The following is a 16710-nucleotide window of genomic DNA, read 5'->3' on the forward strand; positions in this document are numbered from 1 at the left end:
TGGTCAGTGTGCCCTTGGTCACGGTGGATCTCCCGCTGGCGCTGCGGTGGCGAAAACCGATGAGCGTATCCTCCAATCATGACTATCGCAGTCGAACTCGTCTACGCACTGGCAGAGGCAAGCGGCGTCGAGCCAGGCGAACTAGAGTATACCGTCCCGGATCATATCGAGACAGATGCAATCGAGGCGCTAGCTCGCCACGAAGCAGAGACATGGAGACTCTCGTTCGAACTGCCAGACCAGATAGTCATCCTCACCGGTGGAGAGAAGACAACTATCGAATGCATCCCGAAAGTCGGCTTGGAAAGCCAGCAACTGGAGGCGGGGGCTGAGATTCTCGGGCTCTGTCCCCGGTGCGGTGAGAAGTTCAAACGCGACAGCGAGAGACACGGATATACTCTTCTGGAAGACGAGGCTGAACTCTCGGTGATTCAGTGTGAGAGGTGTAGTACGGAAGTATCGGCTCCAATGATTGTCCGCGGTTCCCAATCAATCTGTCCGCAGTAGCACCACTACCGAGAGATTAGATGCGAGAATCGAATGGGCGCGTAACGTGGTTCACGCATTCTAAGACAGACGTTCGGCCGAGTATTCTCGAACGCGACGGGAGCGTTCCGGCGACTGTCCGGTTTACGACACGTCCGAAAGACGGGTCCGTCTTCGTCGTACGCAAATACCGACCCGAATCCGAGGACCCGGTACCGATCTCCACCGTGAAAACAGAAGCTGAAGCCGTCGAGGTGGTGTACGAAACGATAGCTGCCGTGACGTCAGAATAGTCGCCCCTGCTGCTACCGATGACGAGTAACTGATCTTCGATTGTAGTGCGTTTCGACCATCAGAACACTCCTCGTTCCGTTTCCATCAGACGATCATCTCCGTCGCGCTCCTTCCGGACAGCCGTGCTCAACTGAGGAACTCGATTCCGGTAATCTCGAACCGCGCCCCGCCAGTTTGTGCGTCAGAGGCACTAATGTCCCAACCGTGAGCGTTGACAATCGTCCGGACGACTGAGAGGCCGTACCCGTGACCATCGTCTCTGGTGGTGAATCCGTGATCGAAGACTTCCGTTTTGTGTCCGTCAGCGATCCCCGATCCGTCGTCTTCGACGTAGAATCCGGTGTCGAGCGGGCCAACCCGAACTGTTACCTCGTTCCCGCCGTGTTCGACGGCATTTCGGAAGAGGTTCTCGAACAACTCACAGAGTCTGTCGGGATCACTGCTCACTGACCCGACGGTTTCGTAGTGGAGGGTCGGGCCGGAGTCGCCGGCCAGGCCCTCCCAGGCTGTTTCGATAACGTCACCGATGTCGGTTGGCTCTGGATCGGTGACCACGTCCCCCTGTCGCGCTACCCGAAGCAGATCCTCGACAAGTCGTGCCATCCGGTCGGTCGTTTCGTCGATCGTTTCGAGGTGATCTCCGTCCCCGGTTTCTTCGTACAGACTCAGGTGGCCATCGATAACGTTCAGTGGATTTCTGAGGTCGTGGGCGAGAATATCGGTGAACTCCTTGAGGCGGTCGTTCTGGCGTTCCAGCATTCGCTCGTACTCTTTGGTCGTCGTCGTATCCTGACTGATCGCCGCGTACCCGTGAAACGTGCCGTTCCACAACGGCGACAGCGTGAGCGTCCCCCAGAAGATTGCCTCGTCCGCACGCCGATGCCAGTGCTCGACTTCGACGGTCTCGGCTTCCGGCTCCTCGAAGAACTCATCAGGCAGCGAATCGGAGTCTGTGCTATCTTTATCGGCAAACAGGACACTCACGTGCTGTCCGAGAATCGATTCGGCGTCGTGTCCATAGAGCGCTTCCGCCGGGGCTGGCCACGTGACAATATCCCCGTCGGAATCGAGCTGGAATAGCGCATGCGTCGAAATGTTCTCGACCAGCCGGTGAGCGACAGTTTCTCTCGATTCAGACCTCTCAGTCGGAGAATCAAAAGTACCGGGAGAATCTGCCATACGAAGTAATCGGCATGCATTGCGCAACACATTTGGGGATGGTCTAACATGGTATTTAAAACGACACCGCCAGTGCGCCCCTTCAGGCGTCACTCAGCCAGTTCGATGACCATGACTTCCGTGTCTGAATTCGCCTCGTCAGTGCGATATTCCCACGTCCCCCACGGATCGATGTCGTTCTGGAGGGCGGTGAGAATCACCTGACCGAGAGCTGCCTCGAAGTCCGCTGTACTCGACATCTCGTCGTCGGAATTGAAATCAGCTGTCATAGTGTGATTTACACTCGACTGCGATACGCCGCTGTGGCAGTGTCTGAATCACCGCCACACCAACAGGAATGGCAACAGTCGCGTGCCTCTGTCTCTATTGCTATGCCTTCCCGGGGGATAACACTACCGAAAAGCATGGTACACCAAGCCTCTCGTTTCGCCGGGAGACTCCCTCTGCCGAGACTTTAGGGCAGTTGGGACACAACGGGTACGTATCTCATGAGTGTTATCGTTGAGTTAACTATCCCATCTGATGCGTTCGAACTCGGGCAGATTCTCCGGGTCGAGGGGACGACGCAAATCTCAGTCGAAACGATGGTGCCACTGGGAGGGAAACCCACACCGTTCATTCGAGTCCGGGACGACGAACGAGAACTGTTCGAACAGGCTGTCCGAGAGCACCCGTCAGTCGATGAAATTTCCCTCGTCAATACGCACGAGGACGAAACACTGTATTCGATGGATTGGGAACTGTCCGAAGGCTCCTTGTTCCAGAGAATTCTCGACTTAGATGCGGTCTTATTAGATGCGAGCGGAACTGCCGACACGTGGGAATTCGAACTCAGATTCCCGACTCACGACGCGCTTTCGACCTTTCAGGACTACTACACCGAGGAGAACATTCAGGTGTCCATCAAGCGGATCTACAACCCCACGCGACCGGACGCGGGGCCGTGGTACGGATTGACGCCCCCACAGCGCGAAATGCTCACGTACGCGGTGGAGTCCGGGTATTATTCGCTGCCGCGGCAAATCTCGACTCAAGAACTCGCGGATACGTTCGACATTTCTGACCAAGCCGTGACCGAACGCCTCCGGCGAGGCATCAACTCTCTGGTGATGAACACACTGTTGGTTGGCGAACAAGAAGACTGATATCGAGTAGCGTCGTTTTCAACTGTCCTCAGTTACCACGCTGACAGTCTGTATTGTGCCGGCAGTCGAACTGAGGCACGACATGGTTATGCCTGTCCAGTGAGAAGTATATAGGATGAAGCCCTCTACTTCTACTACTGAGCGACAGCTGATCGACAAGGCAACGCTCTATTGTCCCGAATGCAGTCACGAGAATCACATCAACGGAGACTGGATTATCCGCGTCCTCGCCGATTCACTCACCTACGAATGTCCACAGTGTGAAGCTGTAATCGATTCCCGCAGAGATCGACAGGAGTTGACCGCCGGGAGCCACGGATCGTTGCAGTTTGCGGGAGGGACTCACCCTTCGTAGGACACGGGTTTCCAGACATTGCGGTGAATTGCTTCATCGAAGCCAGGCGGACTGTGCAGTAACCGACGAGTTAGCGTATCCGCTCACAACTTCAGAGCACCGCCGTCTTTCGCATTCTGTGCATCTACAGTGGCGGTGATTGCACTACATTCCAGCCACGGATGTCTGAAAGTGCACCAGTGACAGCGTGGTCTGAAACACCCGTGGGGAACTCGTCTCGGGAGTATTGAAACTCAGAATGCATCTGTCATATGAGACTGGAGTCGGCTGACTCGATCAGAATCGTACGTCCATAGCCCACGCCAGACGTTGTTGTCAATTTCGACTGCGACCAATGCGACTGGGCCATCCCGAGCGTTATCAGTGTGGTTGCCATCTCGCGGCTGAAAGAGAACAACCCACGATCGGCGATACGCCGTCGATAACCCTTCATGTACTGTGACATCGATATCTTCGATTACAGATGGATCATCTCGAATGCCATAGACATGTGTCTCGACTCCGCTCTCACCGAGGCGTTTATAGATCTGTTGTGTCCCGTATTCATCGTCAAGCCGGGACAACCGCTGGAACGTCGCATGAAAGCCCCCTGCTTCGGATTCGAGCGCCCGATACTCGATGAACCGGGAGATGAGTACTAGCAACAGCTTTTCTTTGTTTGACTGTGGGAAGCCACGAACGGTAAATTCGACCTCATCGAGACCGGTTAGTACAGCCGGAAAGTCATCAACTCCTGACTGATTGGCTCCCGTGCGGTAGAGATCAGAATTGATCATCAAAAAGCTCCGCTCAAGTGCCCGGAACGGTGATATTTCGGTCACCATCCCGTCATCAATGAGACAGACAAGATCCTCGCCACCTTCCGGTATGTGCTGTTCTGCTACTGTGACTGACTGGTTCTCAAACGCTTGTGAGAGGAGATCAGCCATCGGCTCTGGTCTGTTCCGATTATGCAACAGGAGTGTCTTTCCGGAAGAATCCACCTCATCGATGAAATCTGCAAGTGAATCTGGAATCTGAAGAGCCATATGTATTCTATTGATCTCAGATAGGAAACGGATGTTACCTGATACACCAAGCTACCGTTTATTCACCGAAGATGCTGACTCGTTGGCTATCTTGATTCGGCGAGAGAATCGCGCCGTTCCGAGCGTTGAGGATGTTACGCGTCCAAAACTGTCCATGCTGAATAGGCGCGCTCCATCTTGCACAAGGGGCCGGAAGTATAATTAACCCGCCAGGTCTGTCATTTTGAAACCATCGAATTTGGCCGCCAGTCTTCTCGAAGGAGACGATTCAACCCCGGCCAGTCCAAGTCCTGCAACGAGACGGCTCTTGAGGACCGTTCGCCGAGTCGATTGTCCCGCCCGAATAGCCGTACCAATCTCGGGCTGAGAGTCGTCACCCGCTGTGATTTCGTGCTGTCGCGAGCACCAGCGCAAACAGCGGGCAACCTCCGTCGCGTGAGCGTTTGCCGGGAGTGTTGATTCCAAAATATCCCGCTGGGGGCTTCGAACGCTGACCGTCTCACACGATTGACTTCGCGGGGAGATTTCTCGTCTACGCACCAGTCACCGACTGCCACTCGCCGACGGGGGGCCGGCGATTCACCTGAGAAATGAGACGAGCAGCACGCCTAAGCCACACGCTAGCGCGACCGATTCGACGATATGCACCTGCGTGAGGGATAAATCGCTCAGTTGATACAGAAATCCCTCGATGAGCACGCCGAATGTAATGAATCCAAATCCGATCGTGGCATCGCGAAGGTATCGTGTCTGCTGGCGGCGGTAGGCGCGGAAACTGATCGCAGTCGTCGTGAGGCCCAACCCGAGCAGGAGAACGCGTACGCCAATCAAGACAACTTCCCAGTTCCCGATCATGGGTGTTCTTCTTCGTCCATCGTCTGAGACATTGGTCCGTACAGTGAGTACAGAATAACGATCATACCGAGCGCGACGACGCCAGTCTGGATGGTTCCCGCCAGAAAGATCGACAACCCGACGACATCGAAGAGAACGCCCTCGATGACGGCGCCGACGCTGATGAACAGAAATCCGATCGCCACGTAGAGCATCGGTTCGCTGCCGTACGTTCTGTATCCTTTGTACGCCTGATACGTGATCAGGACGCCCAGTCCGACTGTGATGAGTTTGGCTATGACGAGTTCGATGTGCATGGTTAGGTCCCCCGGATGTCGTTCCAGATGCGCGAGAAGCGCTGGGCCGCGTCTTCACGGACGTGAACGCTGACCTCGATCATCCCGTCTTCGATTTCGATATCGAGATGGTCAACGTTTGCTTCGTAGACGCTGTGGTGACTGCCGTCTGATTCGATTTCTGTCTGTTCGACGAGTAGATTCTGTTCGACCATGTCCTCAGTTCGGCGGTAGATCGTCGAGAGAGCGACATCGCATTCGTCGCTCAGCTCCTTTGCTGAGCGTGGCTCCCGACTTGTCGCCGCCAGAATCTGGCGAACCCGCTTCTCACCGAGAAGCTCGAGGAGTTCTTCCGAACTGATGTTGGTGGACACGGCTGTTGCTCGCAGTAACGAGTAGTCTGGACCGATACTTAAGTGTAAGATCGTTTTGCGTCGCGCGCAAAACAGCGCGCTCGTCTATACTCCCTGTTCTCGTAGCTTCGAGTGTGAGGTGACCGATACTATGAACAAACCACAGCCGACACGTCGACAGATACTCCAGTTGTCCGGCAGCGGGGCAATCATGGGACTCGCGGGATGTACGGACCTCCTCTCCGAGGATGAACAGTCGGGCACGGATCCGACCAACACGACTGACGACCACGATGAGGAGGAGGCCAGCCACGACGATGGGCATAATGAGGAGGAGGGCGGTCACGACGATGGACACGATGAGGAGGAGAGTGGCCACGACGATGCCGAGGGAGAAGACGAGCACGGGCACAACCACGACGAAGGGAGCCCAGAAGAACCGTCAGCCACAGCGGAGGTGAGCCTCCAGACAGAGGGCGACCAGCACCACTTCGCGCCACACATGGTCTGGGTCGAACCCGGGGGTACTGTCACCTGGGTGAGCGAGAGCGGCCAACACGACGCGGTCGCGTACCATCCCGACAATGGGGACAAGCCGCTCCGGATACCCGAGGGAGCAGAGTCCTGGGATAGCGGATTACTGACAGAGGCGGGCGAGACGTTCAGTCACACCTTCGAGACTGAGGGTGTCTACGACTACTTCTGTACGCCCCACGAAGCAGTCGGGATGGTCGGTACCGTCATCGTCGGCGAACCTGACGCGCACGGACAGCCGGCGCTCGAAGAGCCCCAAGAGTCTCTGCCCGACGGGGCCAGAACCGAACTCGAAGACCTCGGCCAGAGCGTCAACGAAGCACTCGGCCACACCCACTGACGGCGCAATCTCTGACCGTTCGAGGGAGTCTTCGCGCTCAGATTGCGAGGCCCGCTACGTTTGCGGGATCGTTTGGAGGCGTGCCGGTCCGGGCTCCGTCCGACAGCACACCCCAGTTATCCCGGTCCGAGTTCCGCGATATCGGCCCCGACCGTGGCCCGGGCATCGGCCGGGTTGGGGTCGCTGTCGGCCAGATGGGTCCACTCGTGGGCGGGGAGTGTGGCGAGGTGGGCGGTGATCGCTGGACTGTACGGCGTGATCGACTCCGCACGCTCCTCGACCCCCCAGATGTCCTCGATTACGGTCATCGAGTCGATCCGGATCTCGACCGACGACGGCTCGTATCGGCGAGTGAGTGCGTCGAGACCGAGCTGCAGCGCGGCGTACTCGGCGGTGTTGTTGTCCGTTTGGGCGCCGACTGGCCGCCCGAGTTTCGCGAGTGTCGTCTCCTCCGTCTGGAGCACTGCGCCCGCCCCGGCAGGTCCGGGGTTACCCCGGGAACTGCCGTCGACGTAGAGGACGATGTGCGAGCAGTCGTCGACTGCGGTCGATTCTGACGGTACCGGCGAGCCAGCAGCGAGCACCTCGTCGAGTGCTGTCCGCAGTTCACTGTCGGTCGTCTCCGGATCGAACAATCCACCGTAGCCGGCGACAGCGGTGTCGATTGCATCGATCGCTGGCGTCATCTCGTACCCGTACAGCGCCAGCACCTCGTCGACGCGGGCGGCCAGCGGCGAGAGTGTTTCCGCTGGCAATCGATCCGGGTCACCCACGGAAACCCCTCCGGCGGTGTCGACCTGTCATTGTACTACTTGTTGGCCGGGAGCGAACAAAAAGGGTGTGAGCGGCCGCGCGCGAACAGAGGACATTTGAGCGAAAGTCCGCAAAAGCGGGTATGTCAGAGGACGACGGCGGATTCGAGGATGTCCGGGAAACACTGGACGGACATCCAATCCGGAGTCTGCTCGCGTACGCCCGGCCGTACTGGCTCCGCCTGACGGTCGGCGTTCTCATGTCTTTCTGTACGCGATTTGCACGGCTCGTCCCGCCGATCATCGTCGCGACGGCCATCGATCGCGTCATCCTCCAGTCGGGCAACCCCGGCCTCCTCTCCGAGGCCGGCCTCGTCCCCGCCGGAGCGATCACCGGCGAGGCCGCCCGCATCGCGTTACTCGAACGGCTGGTCGTCATCGCGGTGCTCGCGTACATGATTCGCTCGGTCGCACGCTTTGCCTCCCGATATCTGCTCCAGTCGACCGCTCAGAAGGTTCAGCGAGACCTCCGCAACGACACCTACGATCACCTCCAGCACCTCTCGATGGACTTTTTCGTTTCTCACCAGACCGGCGGCATGATGTCGATTCTCAACAGCGACATCAACCGCCTCGAACAGTTTCTCAACACCGAGTTCCGCCAACTGATCCGCGTCGTCGCCACGGTCGGCGGCATCTCGATCGTGCTGTGGACCTACTCGCCGAAACTGACGCTGATCGCCCTCGCGCCGGTCCCGGTCATCGGCCTGGCGAGCGGGCTCTTTCTCAACTGGATCGAGCCCCGCTACAAGTCGATCCGTGAGACGGTTGCCCGACTGAACACGCGCCTCGAAAACAACCTCGGCGGCACGGCGGTCATCAAGACCTTCAACCGCCACGTCTTCGAGCGCGACCGAGTTGCGGATCAGAGCCAGTCCTATCACGACGAAAAGGTGGCAGCACTGCGGATCCGGCGGGCCTTCTTCGCCGCCCTCCGTCTGACGACCGGCGTCGTCTTCGTGCTCGTCCTCTACGTCGGCGGGACCGACATCATCCTCGACAATGCGGGGGCGCTGTCGGCCGGTGCGTTCGCGCTGTTTTTCCTCTATCTCCGCCGGCTGTACTCCCCGATGCGCCGCGTCGGGAAGTCGGCCAACAAGTACCAACTCGCGAAATCCAGCGCCGAGCGCGTCTTCGGCCTGCTCGGCCGGGAGCCGACGGTCGCCGAACCGGCGGACCCACACACTCCCGAGAGTGTGGACGGCGACGTTGCCTTCGAGAACGTCACGTTCGGCTACGGCGACCGCGAGCCCGTGATTCGGGACATTTCGCTCGACGTACCGGCTGGAACGACTGTCGGCCTCGCGGGTCCGACTGGGGCGGGCAAGTCGACGCTTTTGAAGCTGCTACCGCGGTTTCACGACGTTAATTCGGGATCGGTCACGGTCGACGGTGTCGACGTCGGGGAGTACAGTCTGGAAGCACTGCGCTCTGAAATCGCAATCGTCGAGCAGAATCCCTACCTGTTCTCCGGGACGGTCGCCGAGAACATTGCCTACGGTGATCGGTCGGTGCTGAAAGCCGAGTGGACGGACGACTCCGACGAGGGCGTCGGGCGTACGGAGGTCGTCGAGGCAGCCAAAGCCGCGGAGGCGCACGAGTTCATCGATGACCTCCCGGACGGGTACGATACGCTCGTCGGTGAGCGCGGCGTCAAACTCTCCGGCGGCCAGCGCCAACGACTCGCCATCGCCCGCGCGCTGCTCAACGATCCGTCGATTATCGTCTTCGACGAGGCGACTTCCGACGTAGATACCGAGACGGAGGAACTCATCCAGGAGAGTCTCGACCGACTCATCGAGGACCGGACCGCCTTCGTCATCGCGCACCGACTCTCGACGATCCAGTCGGCCGACCGAATCGTCGTCATGGACGACGGTGAAATCGTCGAGTCGGGCAGCCACGACGAACTGATCGAGGGAGACGGCGAGTACGCCGCCCTCTGGCAGGCACAGGTCGATTCGACGACCGACGCGCCCGTCCGAACCGACTGAGCGAGCACGGACGCCGGCCCCGTGAGATCACTCTGCCGCGTCCCGCCACGACCGCGTCGGCTCCCAGTCCAGCATCTCCGTGGCCTTCGCCGTCGAATACGCCGAGTTGTCGCCCTCGATATTGCACTCGTCCGGCAGGCCGCCGTAATGCTTTTCGAACAACTCGGCGAGCGGTCGGCCGAGGGCGTTGTCCGGGCCGACGCAGTTGAACGCCTCGTGGCCGTCGAAATCGGCGGCCAGTGCCGCCTCCGCGAGATCCACGACATCCCGAACGTCGACGTACGACCAGTAGTTGCCAGCCCCGGCGCTCAGATCCTCGACGTAGCCGGGGTCACGACACAGATACTCCCCAGGGAACTGGATCCACGACGGTCGTAGCGAGGCCACGGAGACACCGGCGCTTCGGGCGACGGCTTTGCCGATCTCCTCGGTGACGACCTTCGAGAGGCCGTAGGGGTCCTCTGGTCGCAGCGCGTGCGATTCGGGAATCGGCAACCTGTCGGGGATGGGCGTCTCGTCGGCAAAAAAGAAGCCGTACGCGCCGTCGGAGGACGCCTGGACGATATCCGCATCCACTCTGCCGGCCGCGGTGAGGACGTTGTAGGCGGCGAGGGTGTTGTTCCGGTACAGGTCGACGCCCGGGTGCTCGCCGGCGACGGGGATCGCCGCCCAGTGGACGACTGCGTCCGGGTCGACTTCGGTCATCACGTCGAAGACGCCGCCGGGATCGGTCAGATCGAGCGTTCGGTAGTCAACGCTCTCGCGGCCGTCGTCGGGGCGGTCACGGTCGAGGCAGACGACATTGTGTGTCCCTGCCAACCGGTCCAGAAGCCACGTGCCGGAGGTGCCTACCCCTCCGGTGAGGACGATATTCACATCACAACGGCGGGCGCCAGCGTGCAAAACGTATCGGTTCGCGCTGGGTTGCTGCGCTCGTTCAATTGATTGTCGTAATAAACTCCGAACAGGCCTCGTTGAACGCTTCAGGATTGTCCTGGTTGACTAGATGGGCGGCGTCGGAAATCTCCAGTCGTTGCCCGTGGGGAGTCTGTTCGGCGAGTTGTCGCCCCTGTCGTTTGATCGAGGGAGCTTCGTGGTCGCCGTAGAGCACGAGCAGCGGCGTCTCGACGTGTGAGAGACTGACCGGTTCGTGCTCGTAAAGCGCCCGAAAGATCTTCGTGTACTCCGCTTTCGGAACTGCGCCGGCGGCGGTGATCGCCTGCGCTCGCACGTCGGAATCGAGGCTCAGCCACGACCCACCGTTGGTCGCCTGCATCGAGTTGACGAGCGTGCGAAAGGTAGCCGCGGAGCCGAGCGTCGAGACCATCTGTGAGACACCCTGCACCGGCGAGAAGAAGGGGTTCAGATCGGTCGCGAAATCGGTCCCCATCATCGACTGGAACGGGCCGCCGATGACCGCGCCACGGACGCTCTCGGGGTGGCGAGCCAGAAAGGCCCTGGTGATCATTCCGCCGACAGACATCCCAGCGAGGATCGGCTGTTCGACCTCGAGGACGGAGAGGAGCGTTTCGAGATCGTCGGCGAACAGATCGATCGAGTACTCCGTCGCACCGGTCGCGCCGGTCCGTCCGTGCCCGCGGATGTCGTAGGTAATCACGCGGTAATCGTCGGCGAAATACTCGATCTGGCGCTTCCAGGAAGCGGAATCCTGCCAGCCGCCGTGGATCAACACGAGCGGCGGGCCGCTTCCCCGTTGTTCGTAGTGGAGGGAGCCGTCTGTGACCGAGACTGTAGGCATCTCCAATAGCCTTGCGCCTCCGGACGTGTAAATCTCTCCGCTTGCGTTACTCGTTACTCGTTTCCGCTCCCCTGCATGAGTTCCTGCACGTCCTGCTGCTGGGAGACGGTTTGCGGATCGCCGGACCTGAAGATCTCGCCGCGCTCGATGACGTACAGTTCGTCGACTATCTCGGGGACGTGCTGAACGTTCGACTCCGCGATGAGGACCGCGATCCCGCGGTCGTTGATCTCCTCGATGTACTCCTTCAGCCGCTCGACGATGATCGGGGCCAGTCCTTCGAGCGGTTCGTCGAGGATGAGCAGGTCCGGCTTGAGCGCGAGCGCGCGCCCGATGGAGACCATCTTCGCCTGGCCACCACTGAGGTTCTCGACGTTCGCGTCCCGGCGGTCGGACAGTTCCTCGAAGATGTCGTAGACGTCCTCGACGGCCTCGTCCTCGTCGTCGATGCCGCGCTCGTCGCCCAGCGTCCAGATCGGCATCCGGAAGTTCTCGTCGATGGTCATGCCGGTGAACAGTTTTCGGTCCTCGGGCTGGTAACCGATGCCGTGTTTTGGGATCTGCTCGGGCCGCAGGTCGGTGAGTTCCGTGCCGCGGAACTCGACCGACCCGCCGAGGATATCGGCCAGCCCCATCACGCTGCGGAATGTCGTCGTCTTGCCCGCGCCGTTGCGGCCGACGTAGCCGACGGCTTTGCCCTCACCGACATCGAAGTCGACGTCGTGAGTGACCTGAAAGCCCTCGACAGCAGCGTCGAGGTCTCGCACCCTGAGGAGTTGCCCGCCGCTCATTCTTCCACCCCCAGGAGGAGTCGACGGAGGTCCTGATCCGTTTCGAGCATCGTCGGCGGCCCCTCGCCGTGAACCGATCCCTGGTGGAGCGCGATCACGCGGTCGGCGTAGTTTTTGACGATGTCCATGTCGTGTTCGATCGTTACCGTCGTAACGTTCTGTTGCTCACTCACGTCGACGATCGTCTCGATGACGTAGTCGGTCTCCTGTGCGGAGACGCCCGAAGTCGGTTCGTCCAGCAGGAGATAGTTCGGGTCCAGCGCGAACGACATCGCCACGTCGAGGAGTTTCCGGTCACCGTGGGGGAGTTTCTCCGCGAGCGTGTGCTCGATGTCTTCGAGCGCGAACTGTTCGAGGAGGTCGTCGATGGTCCGCTCGATCTCCTCGTGTTCGTCGTCCAGCGAGAACAGTCCCTGGAGCATCTTCCGCGGGCGGAGTCCGCCGGTCTTCTTGCGTTTGATGAGCAGCGCCGTCCGGATGTTCTCCCGGACGGTCATCTCCTCGAACACCTTGACGACCTGGAACGAGCGGACCAATCCCTGATGGACGCGCTGGTCCGCACGCATGTCGGTGATCTCCTCGCCGTTCAGCGTCACCGTCCCCTCGTCGGGTTCGAGCAGGCCGGTCAACAGGTTCACGAGCGTCGACTTGCCCGCCCCGTTCGGGCCGACGATGAAGACCATCTCGCCCTCGGTTTTGCCGAACTCGACCGATACGCCGTCCGTCGCGCGGATTTTGCCGAATGATTTCTTGAGTCCGTCTGCTTGCAACATCTCAGTTCACCCCGAAGAGGAGATACCGGACGTTTTCCGCCGACCGCCTCGCTGCCTCGACCGTCCGTCGTCCGAACTTCTTCGTCCACGGACCGACGACGGTGGGATCGTTCTTGAACGTCCGCGCCCCCTCGAAGACGCGTCCGCCGGGCTTCAGTGAGCCGACGATTCCCTCCGGGAAGGCGAAGACGATGATGAGCAGGACGACGCCGGTGATGAGCCGTCCCATCTGGGTCTCGCCGGCCGGTCCAGTGAAGATCACTTCCTGTGCCAGGTTCGACAGCGTCTCGAAGACGACGCCGCCGATGAGCGGTCCGGTGAGCGTCCCAAACCCGCCGAGGATGGCGATATAGAGGATGTCGCCGGAGACGAACACCTGTAGCGTCGCACCGGGATTGACCCCGCGGAAGTACAGCGCGTACAGCGCGCCCGCGATTCCGCCGTAGATTCCCGAGATGATGAAGGCGGCCCAGACGTACCGTCTGACCGGCAGTCCGAGAAAGCGCGCGCGGGTCCGTTCCTGGCCGACGGCGTCAAGCGCCCGACCGAAGGGCGATTTCACGATCCGGTACATGACCAGCATCGAGAGGATGACCAGCGCGAGCGTGAACCACAGCAGGATGGTGTTGGGTAGCTCCTGACCGGTCAACGAGATTCCGAACAGCGTTGGGAACTGTTCGAGGATCGGGACGCCCTGTTCGCCGGTCCGAACGGTCAGTCCGTCTGTCCCGCCGAGGGCGGACTGTCCCTCGACGATCGAGAACAGCAACTGACCGAACGCCAGCGTGATAAGCGCGAAATACAGCCCGGTGTGATGCAGCGTGAAGTAGCCGATCAGCGCCGCCATCAGCGTCGCAGTGACGACGCCGATGACCAGCAAGACGAGTGCGGACTGTATCTGGAACCAGTTGATCGCAATCGCGACAGCGTAGGCGCTCGTCCCGAAGAAGGCCGCGTGGCCGAAAGAGACCAGATCGGAGTGGCGGAGGAGGACATTCAGCCCGACGGCCGCGAGACCCAGCACGAGTCCGCGGTAGACCGGCCGCTGGCGAATCGGAAGGCCGGGGATATTCGTGAGCGTCGGGATGTTGAACAGCAACACCAGCGCGGCGATCAGCGCCAGCAGTTGCCGCGGTGTCAGCTCTAAGCCCTTCATGATGCGGATTCTGAGCGAGCCGTCCTCGCGGCTGATTCCTGGTGTCATGTCCGCTCACCCCACGTCCCGAACAGCCCTTCGGGCTTGACGAGCAGTACGAGCACCATCACCACGAACGGGGCCGCCGTCTCCAGTGACGGCTCGACGACGACCATCCAGTTCTGGAGGACGCCGATGATGAGCGAACCGACGACTGCGCCCCGGAGACTCCCGAGGCCGCCGACGACGATGACGACGAAAGAGAGCACGAGTGCATCCTCGCCCATGCCCGCCTGCGCGCTCGTCCGGACGAGTTCCATCGCGCCGCCGAAGCCGGCCAGAAAGGCACCGAGCGCGAACACGAGCGTGAACGTCCGGTCCGGGCTGACGCCCAGCGCCGTCGCCATCTCGCGGTCGATGGCCGTCGCGCGGATGATCCGGCCAGTCTTGGTCTTGCTGAAAAACCAGAACAGGAGCACGCCGACGGCGAGACTGACGACCATCACCAGCGCCACGAGCGTCGGAACCCCGGAGATGCCGAGCAGGCTGAACGACGGGATGTCGTTGACGGCGGTCTTCGTCGACAGGTCGAGGCTCTGTGGGTTCGGGCCCCAGATGAACTCGATGAGGTTCGCGATGATCAACAGCAGGGCGAAGGTCAATACGAGCTGGTAGACCTGATCGCGCTCGTAGATCGGTCTGACGAACACCGTCTCGATGATCACCCCAATCGGGACGAGTATCAGCGCCGTGATGAGCGCGACGAGCACTAACACCCCGACGAACGCGAAGGAGGTGACGGGATCGAACGAGGTCGGCGGTGCCATGATCGCGCCGGCACCCTCGCCGACGAGAAAGCCGCCGACCGACGCGGCGATGTACGCGCCCAGCGCGTAGAGTTCGCCGTGGGCCAGGTTCAACACGTCGAGGATCCCGAGGATGACCGTCAGCCCGGCGGCGATGAGAAAGAGGATGAACCCGAGGCGCAACCCGTTGATTGTCTGTACTACGAATGTGTCGGGTTGCAGGAGCCGCTGGAACCCGTCGATGACGCCGCCCTGCAACAGGACAGTGCTTAGTTTGAGGAACGTACCGGTTGAGAACATCGTATCTGAGTTGTTGTGTTATTAGATACCGAGTGGGTCGGCTTACAACGAGTTGACCCAGTCCAGTCCGGTCTGCTCGTTCTGTGAGAGTGTCGCCCCGGTCGGTGACGGTGAGATCTCCGTCGCTGCGAAGGTGTTCACGTCCGTGAGAATCGGCGCGTCGAGATCGCTGCTCCACTCCATGACCCCCGCGTAGCCGTTGGACCGGCACTGGTGGTCGACGTTCATGACGTGGTAGCCGGCCGGCGTGTAGAAGCCGTGGCCCTCGAGCGTCGCCGCGATCTGTTCCTGTGAGGGGAACTCACCGAGGATCTCGATGGCCGCCTCGACGGCGGTCGCCCACGCCGCGACGGCACCGAATCCGCTCATGTAGTGAGCGGTCGGGACCGTGATCCCCTCCTGTTCGGTCGCCTCCTGGAACAACTGATCGCTGTCGGGGGAGGTCCCCGGACTCGGCACGCCCCAGTAGTAGTTCCGTGAACCGGCGAGAATCGTGCCCCGGTCGACGCCTTCGACGACATCCTGAGAAATAGCGTCGGCTGAACCGTAGAAAACCGGGCCGACGACCGCCTCGACGTTGTCGAACATATCTCGCTGGAAGGCCTGATCGAGGAACGTGGAAGCGTCACCGCCCCACAGGCTCGAAAAGACCAGGTCCGGCTCCTCGCTGTTGATCGAAGAGATGTGCGAGGCGTAATCGCCCGCGCCCAGGTCCGGGAACCCGGAGTAGACGGTCTCTGCTCCCATGAGCTGTTCGGCCGCGCTCTCGAAGACTTCCATCTCGTCCTGGCCGAAGGAGTAGCCCGGATTGACTCCGGCCACGGTGTCGATGTTGTCGGCGCCGATTCGCTCGATGGCTTCGCGCGTCGAGGCCATCACTTCCATCACGTCGTAGTTCTGGAAGCGGAAGGAGTACTGCGGATCCTCGCCCTCGTACAGCGTCGTCACGGTTCCGTCGGTGCCGACGTTGACGACCTGGTTGGCTTCGATCTCCTGGAACATCGACTCGTGCGTCCCGCTGGAAATCGGGCCGAAAGTCACGTCCTTCCCGTTGTCGATGAACTGGTTGTACTGGTCGATAGGCTCCGAGCCCTCGTCGACGGTCTCGAGGGACATCTCGGCCTGTCCGGCGATTCCGCCGGCCCCGTTGATCCACTCGACGGCCTTCTCTGCGCCGCGCTGGGCCTGCTGACCCAGCACCGCTGCCGCCCCCTCGGTGAACGTCAACAGTCCGGCCTCTACTTCCCCCTGATCGATCGTCGTGCCGTCGTCGCTGTCGGCGCCCTCCAAAAACGACAGGCAGCCGGCGAGTGCGGCCGTCGCGGCACCGACGGCACCCCCTTTGAGTACGTCCCGTCGGGAGGTCCCCTCGTTAATCACGCTCGCGCGCGCCTCTGTTCCCGCGTTATCTTCGGTCGATTCCCCTGTGTGATCTCCGGTCGATTGGTTTGGATCGGTAGTCATTGTTGTAACCTATCTGTTACGTGGTGCTGTTG

The 16710-nt window shown here is 60.6% G+C and carries 19 protein-coding genes; 5 read left to right on the forward strand and 14 right to left on the reverse strand.

Going from position 1 to position 16710, the window contains the following annotated elements; genetic code table 11:
- Window positions 1-78 precede the first annotated feature (78 nt).
- A complete protein-coding gene (locus tag V8P86_RS06975) occupies window positions 79-507 on the forward strand; it encodes a HalOD1 output domain-containing protein (protein ID WP_336326529.1) in 429 nt (142 codons plus the stop codon).
- Between the two features lie 399 nt (window positions 508-906).
- Here the strand turns inward: V8P86_RS06975 and V8P86_RS06980 are convergent, their stop codons facing one another.
- Both V8P86_RS06980 and V8P86_RS06985 read right to left on the reverse strand, forming a co-directional pair.
- Window positions 907-1959 carry a sensor histidine kinase gene (locus V8P86_RS06980; RefSeq protein ID WP_336326530.1) on the reverse strand — a complete coding sequence of 351 codons (1053 nt, stop codon included), beginning with the start codon at window positions 1957-1959 and terminating at the stop codon, window positions 907-909.
- An 89-nt stretch (window positions 1960-2048) separates the two neighbouring features.
- Entirely contained in the window at window positions 2049-2228 is a 180-nt protein-coding gene (locus V8P86_RS06985; RefSeq protein ID WP_336326531.1) for a hypothetical protein, read from the reverse strand.
- Between the two features lie 219 nt (window positions 2229-2447).
- Between V8P86_RS06985 and V8P86_RS06990 the strand changes: the two genes are divergently transcribed.
- Together V8P86_RS06990 and V8P86_RS19080 are read left to right on the forward strand one after the other, a co-directional pair.
- The gene (locus tag V8P86_RS06990) at window positions 2448-3104 is read left to right on the forward strand and encodes a helix-turn-helix domain-containing protein (RefSeq protein ID WP_336326532.1); all 657 of its coding nucleotides are present in this window, start codon (window positions 2448-2450) and stop codon (window positions 3102-3104) included.
- Window positions 3105-3219: 115 nt separating this feature from the next.
- On the forward strand, window positions 3220-3459 hold the full coding sequence (locus V8P86_RS19080) for a DUF8106 domain-containing protein (RefSeq protein ID WP_503629726.1): 240 nt from the start codon (window positions 3220-3222) through the stop codon (window positions 3457-3459).
- A gap of 233 nt (window positions 3460-3692) precedes the next feature.
- Here V8P86_RS19080 and V8P86_RS06995 read toward each other — a convergent pair whose 3' ends face one another.
- The 4 genes from V8P86_RS06995 to V8P86_RS07010 all read right to left on the reverse strand — a co-directional run bounded on the left by V8P86_RS06995 (window position 3693) and on the right by V8P86_RS07010 (window position 5991).
- Window positions 3693-4487: a hypothetical protein gene (locus V8P86_RS06995; RefSeq protein WP_336326533.1), complete on the reverse strand. Its 795-nt coding sequence runs from the start codon at window positions 4485-4487 to the stop codon at window positions 3693-3695.
- A gap of 579 nt (window positions 4488-5066) precedes the next feature.
- Window positions 5067-5342, reverse strand: coding sequence for a DUF7521 family protein (locus V8P86_RS07000; RefSeq protein WP_336326534.1), 276 nt, complete (start codon window positions 5340-5342; stop codon window positions 5067-5069).
- On the reverse strand, window positions 5339-5638 hold the full coding sequence (locus V8P86_RS07005) for a DUF7521 family protein (protein ID WP_336326535.1): 300 nt from the start codon (window positions 5636-5638) through the stop codon (window positions 5339-5341). Before V8P86_RS07005 ends, V8P86_RS07000 begins: the two co-directional genes overlap by 4 nt.
- Window positions 5639-5640: 2 nt before the next feature.
- Entirely contained in the window at window positions 5641-5991 is a 351-nt protein-coding gene (locus V8P86_RS07010) for a helix-turn-helix domain-containing protein (protein ID WP_336326536.1), read from the reverse strand.
- A gap of 130 nt (window positions 5992-6121) precedes the next feature.
- Here V8P86_RS07010 and V8P86_RS07015 point away from each other — a divergent pair, with 130 nt between their 5' ends.
- The gene (locus V8P86_RS07015) at window positions 6122-6844 is read left to right on the forward strand and encodes a cupredoxin domain-containing protein (protein ID WP_336326537.1); all 723 of its coding nucleotides are present in this window, start codon (window positions 6122-6124) and stop codon (window positions 6842-6844) included.
- 116 nt (window positions 6845-6960) lie between these two features.
- On the opposite strand, the gene V8P86_RS07020 is transcribed toward V8P86_RS07015, so the two are convergent.
- Window positions 6961-7617 carry a ribonuclease HI family protein gene (locus V8P86_RS07020; RefSeq protein ID WP_336326538.1) on the reverse strand — a complete coding sequence of 219 codons (657 nt, stop codon included), beginning with the start codon at window positions 7615-7617 and terminating at the stop codon, window positions 6961-6963.
- 122 nt (window positions 7618-7739) lie between these two features.
- On the opposite strand from V8P86_RS07020, the gene V8P86_RS07025 reads away from it, so the two are divergent.
- Window positions 7740-9650, forward strand: coding sequence for an ABC transporter ATP-binding protein (locus tag V8P86_RS07025; protein ID WP_336326539.1), 1911 nt, complete (start codon window positions 7740-7742; stop codon window positions 9648-9650).
- Between the two features lie 27 nt (window positions 9651-9677).
- Here V8P86_RS07025 and V8P86_RS07030 read toward each other — a convergent pair whose 3' ends face one another.
- The 7 genes from V8P86_RS07030 to V8P86_RS07060 form a co-directional block, all read right to left on the reverse strand.
- Window positions 9678-10526 (reverse strand): NAD-dependent epimerase/dehydratase family protein, encoded by an 849-nt coding sequence (locus V8P86_RS07030; protein WP_336326540.1) that lies wholly within the window; start codon window positions 10524-10526, stop codon window positions 9678-9680.
- Between the two features lie 61 nt (window positions 10527-10587).
- Window positions 10588-11409 (reverse strand): alpha/beta fold hydrolase, encoded by an 822-nt coding sequence (locus V8P86_RS07035; RefSeq protein ID WP_336326541.1) that lies wholly within the window; start codon window positions 11407-11409, stop codon window positions 10588-10590.
- A 53-nt stretch (window positions 11410-11462) separates the two neighbouring features.
- Window positions 11463-12200, reverse strand: coding sequence for an ABC transporter ATP-binding protein (locus tag V8P86_RS07040; RefSeq protein ID WP_336326542.1), 738 nt, complete (start codon window positions 12198-12200; stop codon window positions 11463-11465).
- Window positions 12197-12973 (reverse strand): ABC transporter ATP-binding protein, encoded by a 777-nt coding sequence (locus V8P86_RS07045; RefSeq protein ID WP_336326543.1) that lies wholly within the window; start codon window positions 12971-12973, stop codon window positions 12197-12199. Before V8P86_RS07045 ends, V8P86_RS07040 begins: the two co-directional genes overlap by 4 nt.
- 1 nt (window position 12974) lies before the next feature.
- Window positions 12975-14177, reverse strand: coding sequence for a branched-chain amino acid ABC transporter permease (locus V8P86_RS07050; RefSeq protein ID WP_336326544.1), 1203 nt, complete (start codon window positions 14175-14177; stop codon window positions 12975-12977).
- Entirely contained in the window at window positions 14174-15214 is a 1041-nt protein-coding gene (locus tag V8P86_RS07055) for a branched-chain amino acid ABC transporter permease (RefSeq protein ID WP_336326545.1), read from the reverse strand. The genes V8P86_RS07050 and V8P86_RS07055 overlap by 4 nt, the downstream gene beginning before the upstream one ends.
- Window positions 15215-15256: 42 nt before the next feature.
- The gene (locus V8P86_RS07060; RefSeq protein WP_336326546.1) at window positions 15257-16678 is read right to left on the reverse strand and encodes an ABC transporter substrate-binding protein; all 1422 of its coding nucleotides are present in this window, start codon (window positions 16676-16678) and stop codon (window positions 15257-15259) included.
- Window positions 16679-16710 lie beyond the last annotated feature (32 nt).

The sequence above is a fragment of the Halovenus anhuiensis genome, assembly GCF_037080055.1.
Taxonomy (GTDB): Archaea; Halobacteriota; Halobacteria; order Halobacteriales; family Haloarculaceae; genus Halovenus.

Coding starts and splice junctions, on each gene's coding strand:
- V8P86_RS06975 (WP_336326529.1), top strand. CDS start 79: ATGACTATCGCAGTCGAACTCGTCTACGCACTGGCAGAGGCAAGCGGC.
- V8P86_RS06980 (WP_336326530.1), bottom strand. CDS start 1,959: ATGGCAGATTCTCCCGGTACTTTTGATTCTCCGACTGAGAGGTCTGAA.
- V8P86_RS06985 (WP_336326531.1), bottom strand. CDS start 2,228: ATGACAGCTGATTTCAATTCCGACGACGAGATGTCGAGTACAGCGGAC.
- V8P86_RS06990 (WP_336326532.1), top strand. CDS start 2,448: ATGAGTGTTATCGTTGAGTTAACTATCCCATCTGATGCGTTCGAACTC.
- V8P86_RS19080 (WP_503629726.1), top strand. CDS start 3,220: ATGAAGCCCTCTACTTCTACTACTGAGCGACAGCTGATCGACAAGGCA.
- V8P86_RS06995 (WP_336326533.1), bottom strand. CDS start 4,487: ATGGCTCTTCAGATTCCAGATTCACTTGCAGATTTCATCGATGAGGTG.
- V8P86_RS07000 (WP_336326534.1), bottom strand. CDS start 5,342: ATGATCGGGAACTGGGAAGTTGTCTTGATTGGCGTACGCGTTCTCCTG.
- V8P86_RS07005 (WP_336326535.1), bottom strand. CDS start 5,638: ATGCACATCGAACTCGTCATAGCCAAACTCATCACAGTCGGACTGGGC.
- V8P86_RS07015 (WP_336326537.1), top strand. CDS start 6,122: ATGAACAAACCACAGCCGACACGTCGACAGATACTCCAGTTGTCCGGC.
- V8P86_RS07025 (WP_336326539.1), top strand. CDS start 7,740: ATGTCAGAGGACGACGGCGGATTCGAGGATGTCCGGGAAACACTGGAC.
- V8P86_RS07035 (WP_336326541.1), bottom strand. CDS start 11,409: ATGCCTACAGTCTCGGTCACAGACGGCTCCCTCCACTACGAACAACGG.
- V8P86_RS07040 (WP_336326542.1), bottom strand. CDS start 12,200: ATGAGCGGCGGGCAACTCCTCAGGGTGCGAGACCTCGACGCTGCTGTC.
- V8P86_RS07045 (WP_336326543.1), bottom strand. CDS start 12,973: ATGTTGCAAGCAGACGGACTCAAGAAATCATTCGGCAAAATCCGCGCG.
- V8P86_RS07050 (WP_336326544.1), bottom strand. CDS start 14,177: ATGACACCAGGAATCAGCCGCGAGGACGGCTCGCTCAGAATCCGCATC.
- V8P86_RS07055 (WP_336326545.1), bottom strand. CDS start 15,214: ATGTTCTCAACCGGTACGTTCCTCAAACTAAGCACTGTCCTGTTGCAG.
- V8P86_RS07060 (WP_336326546.1), bottom strand. CDS start 16,678: ATGACTACCGATCCAAACCAATCGACCGGAGATCACACAGGGGAATCG.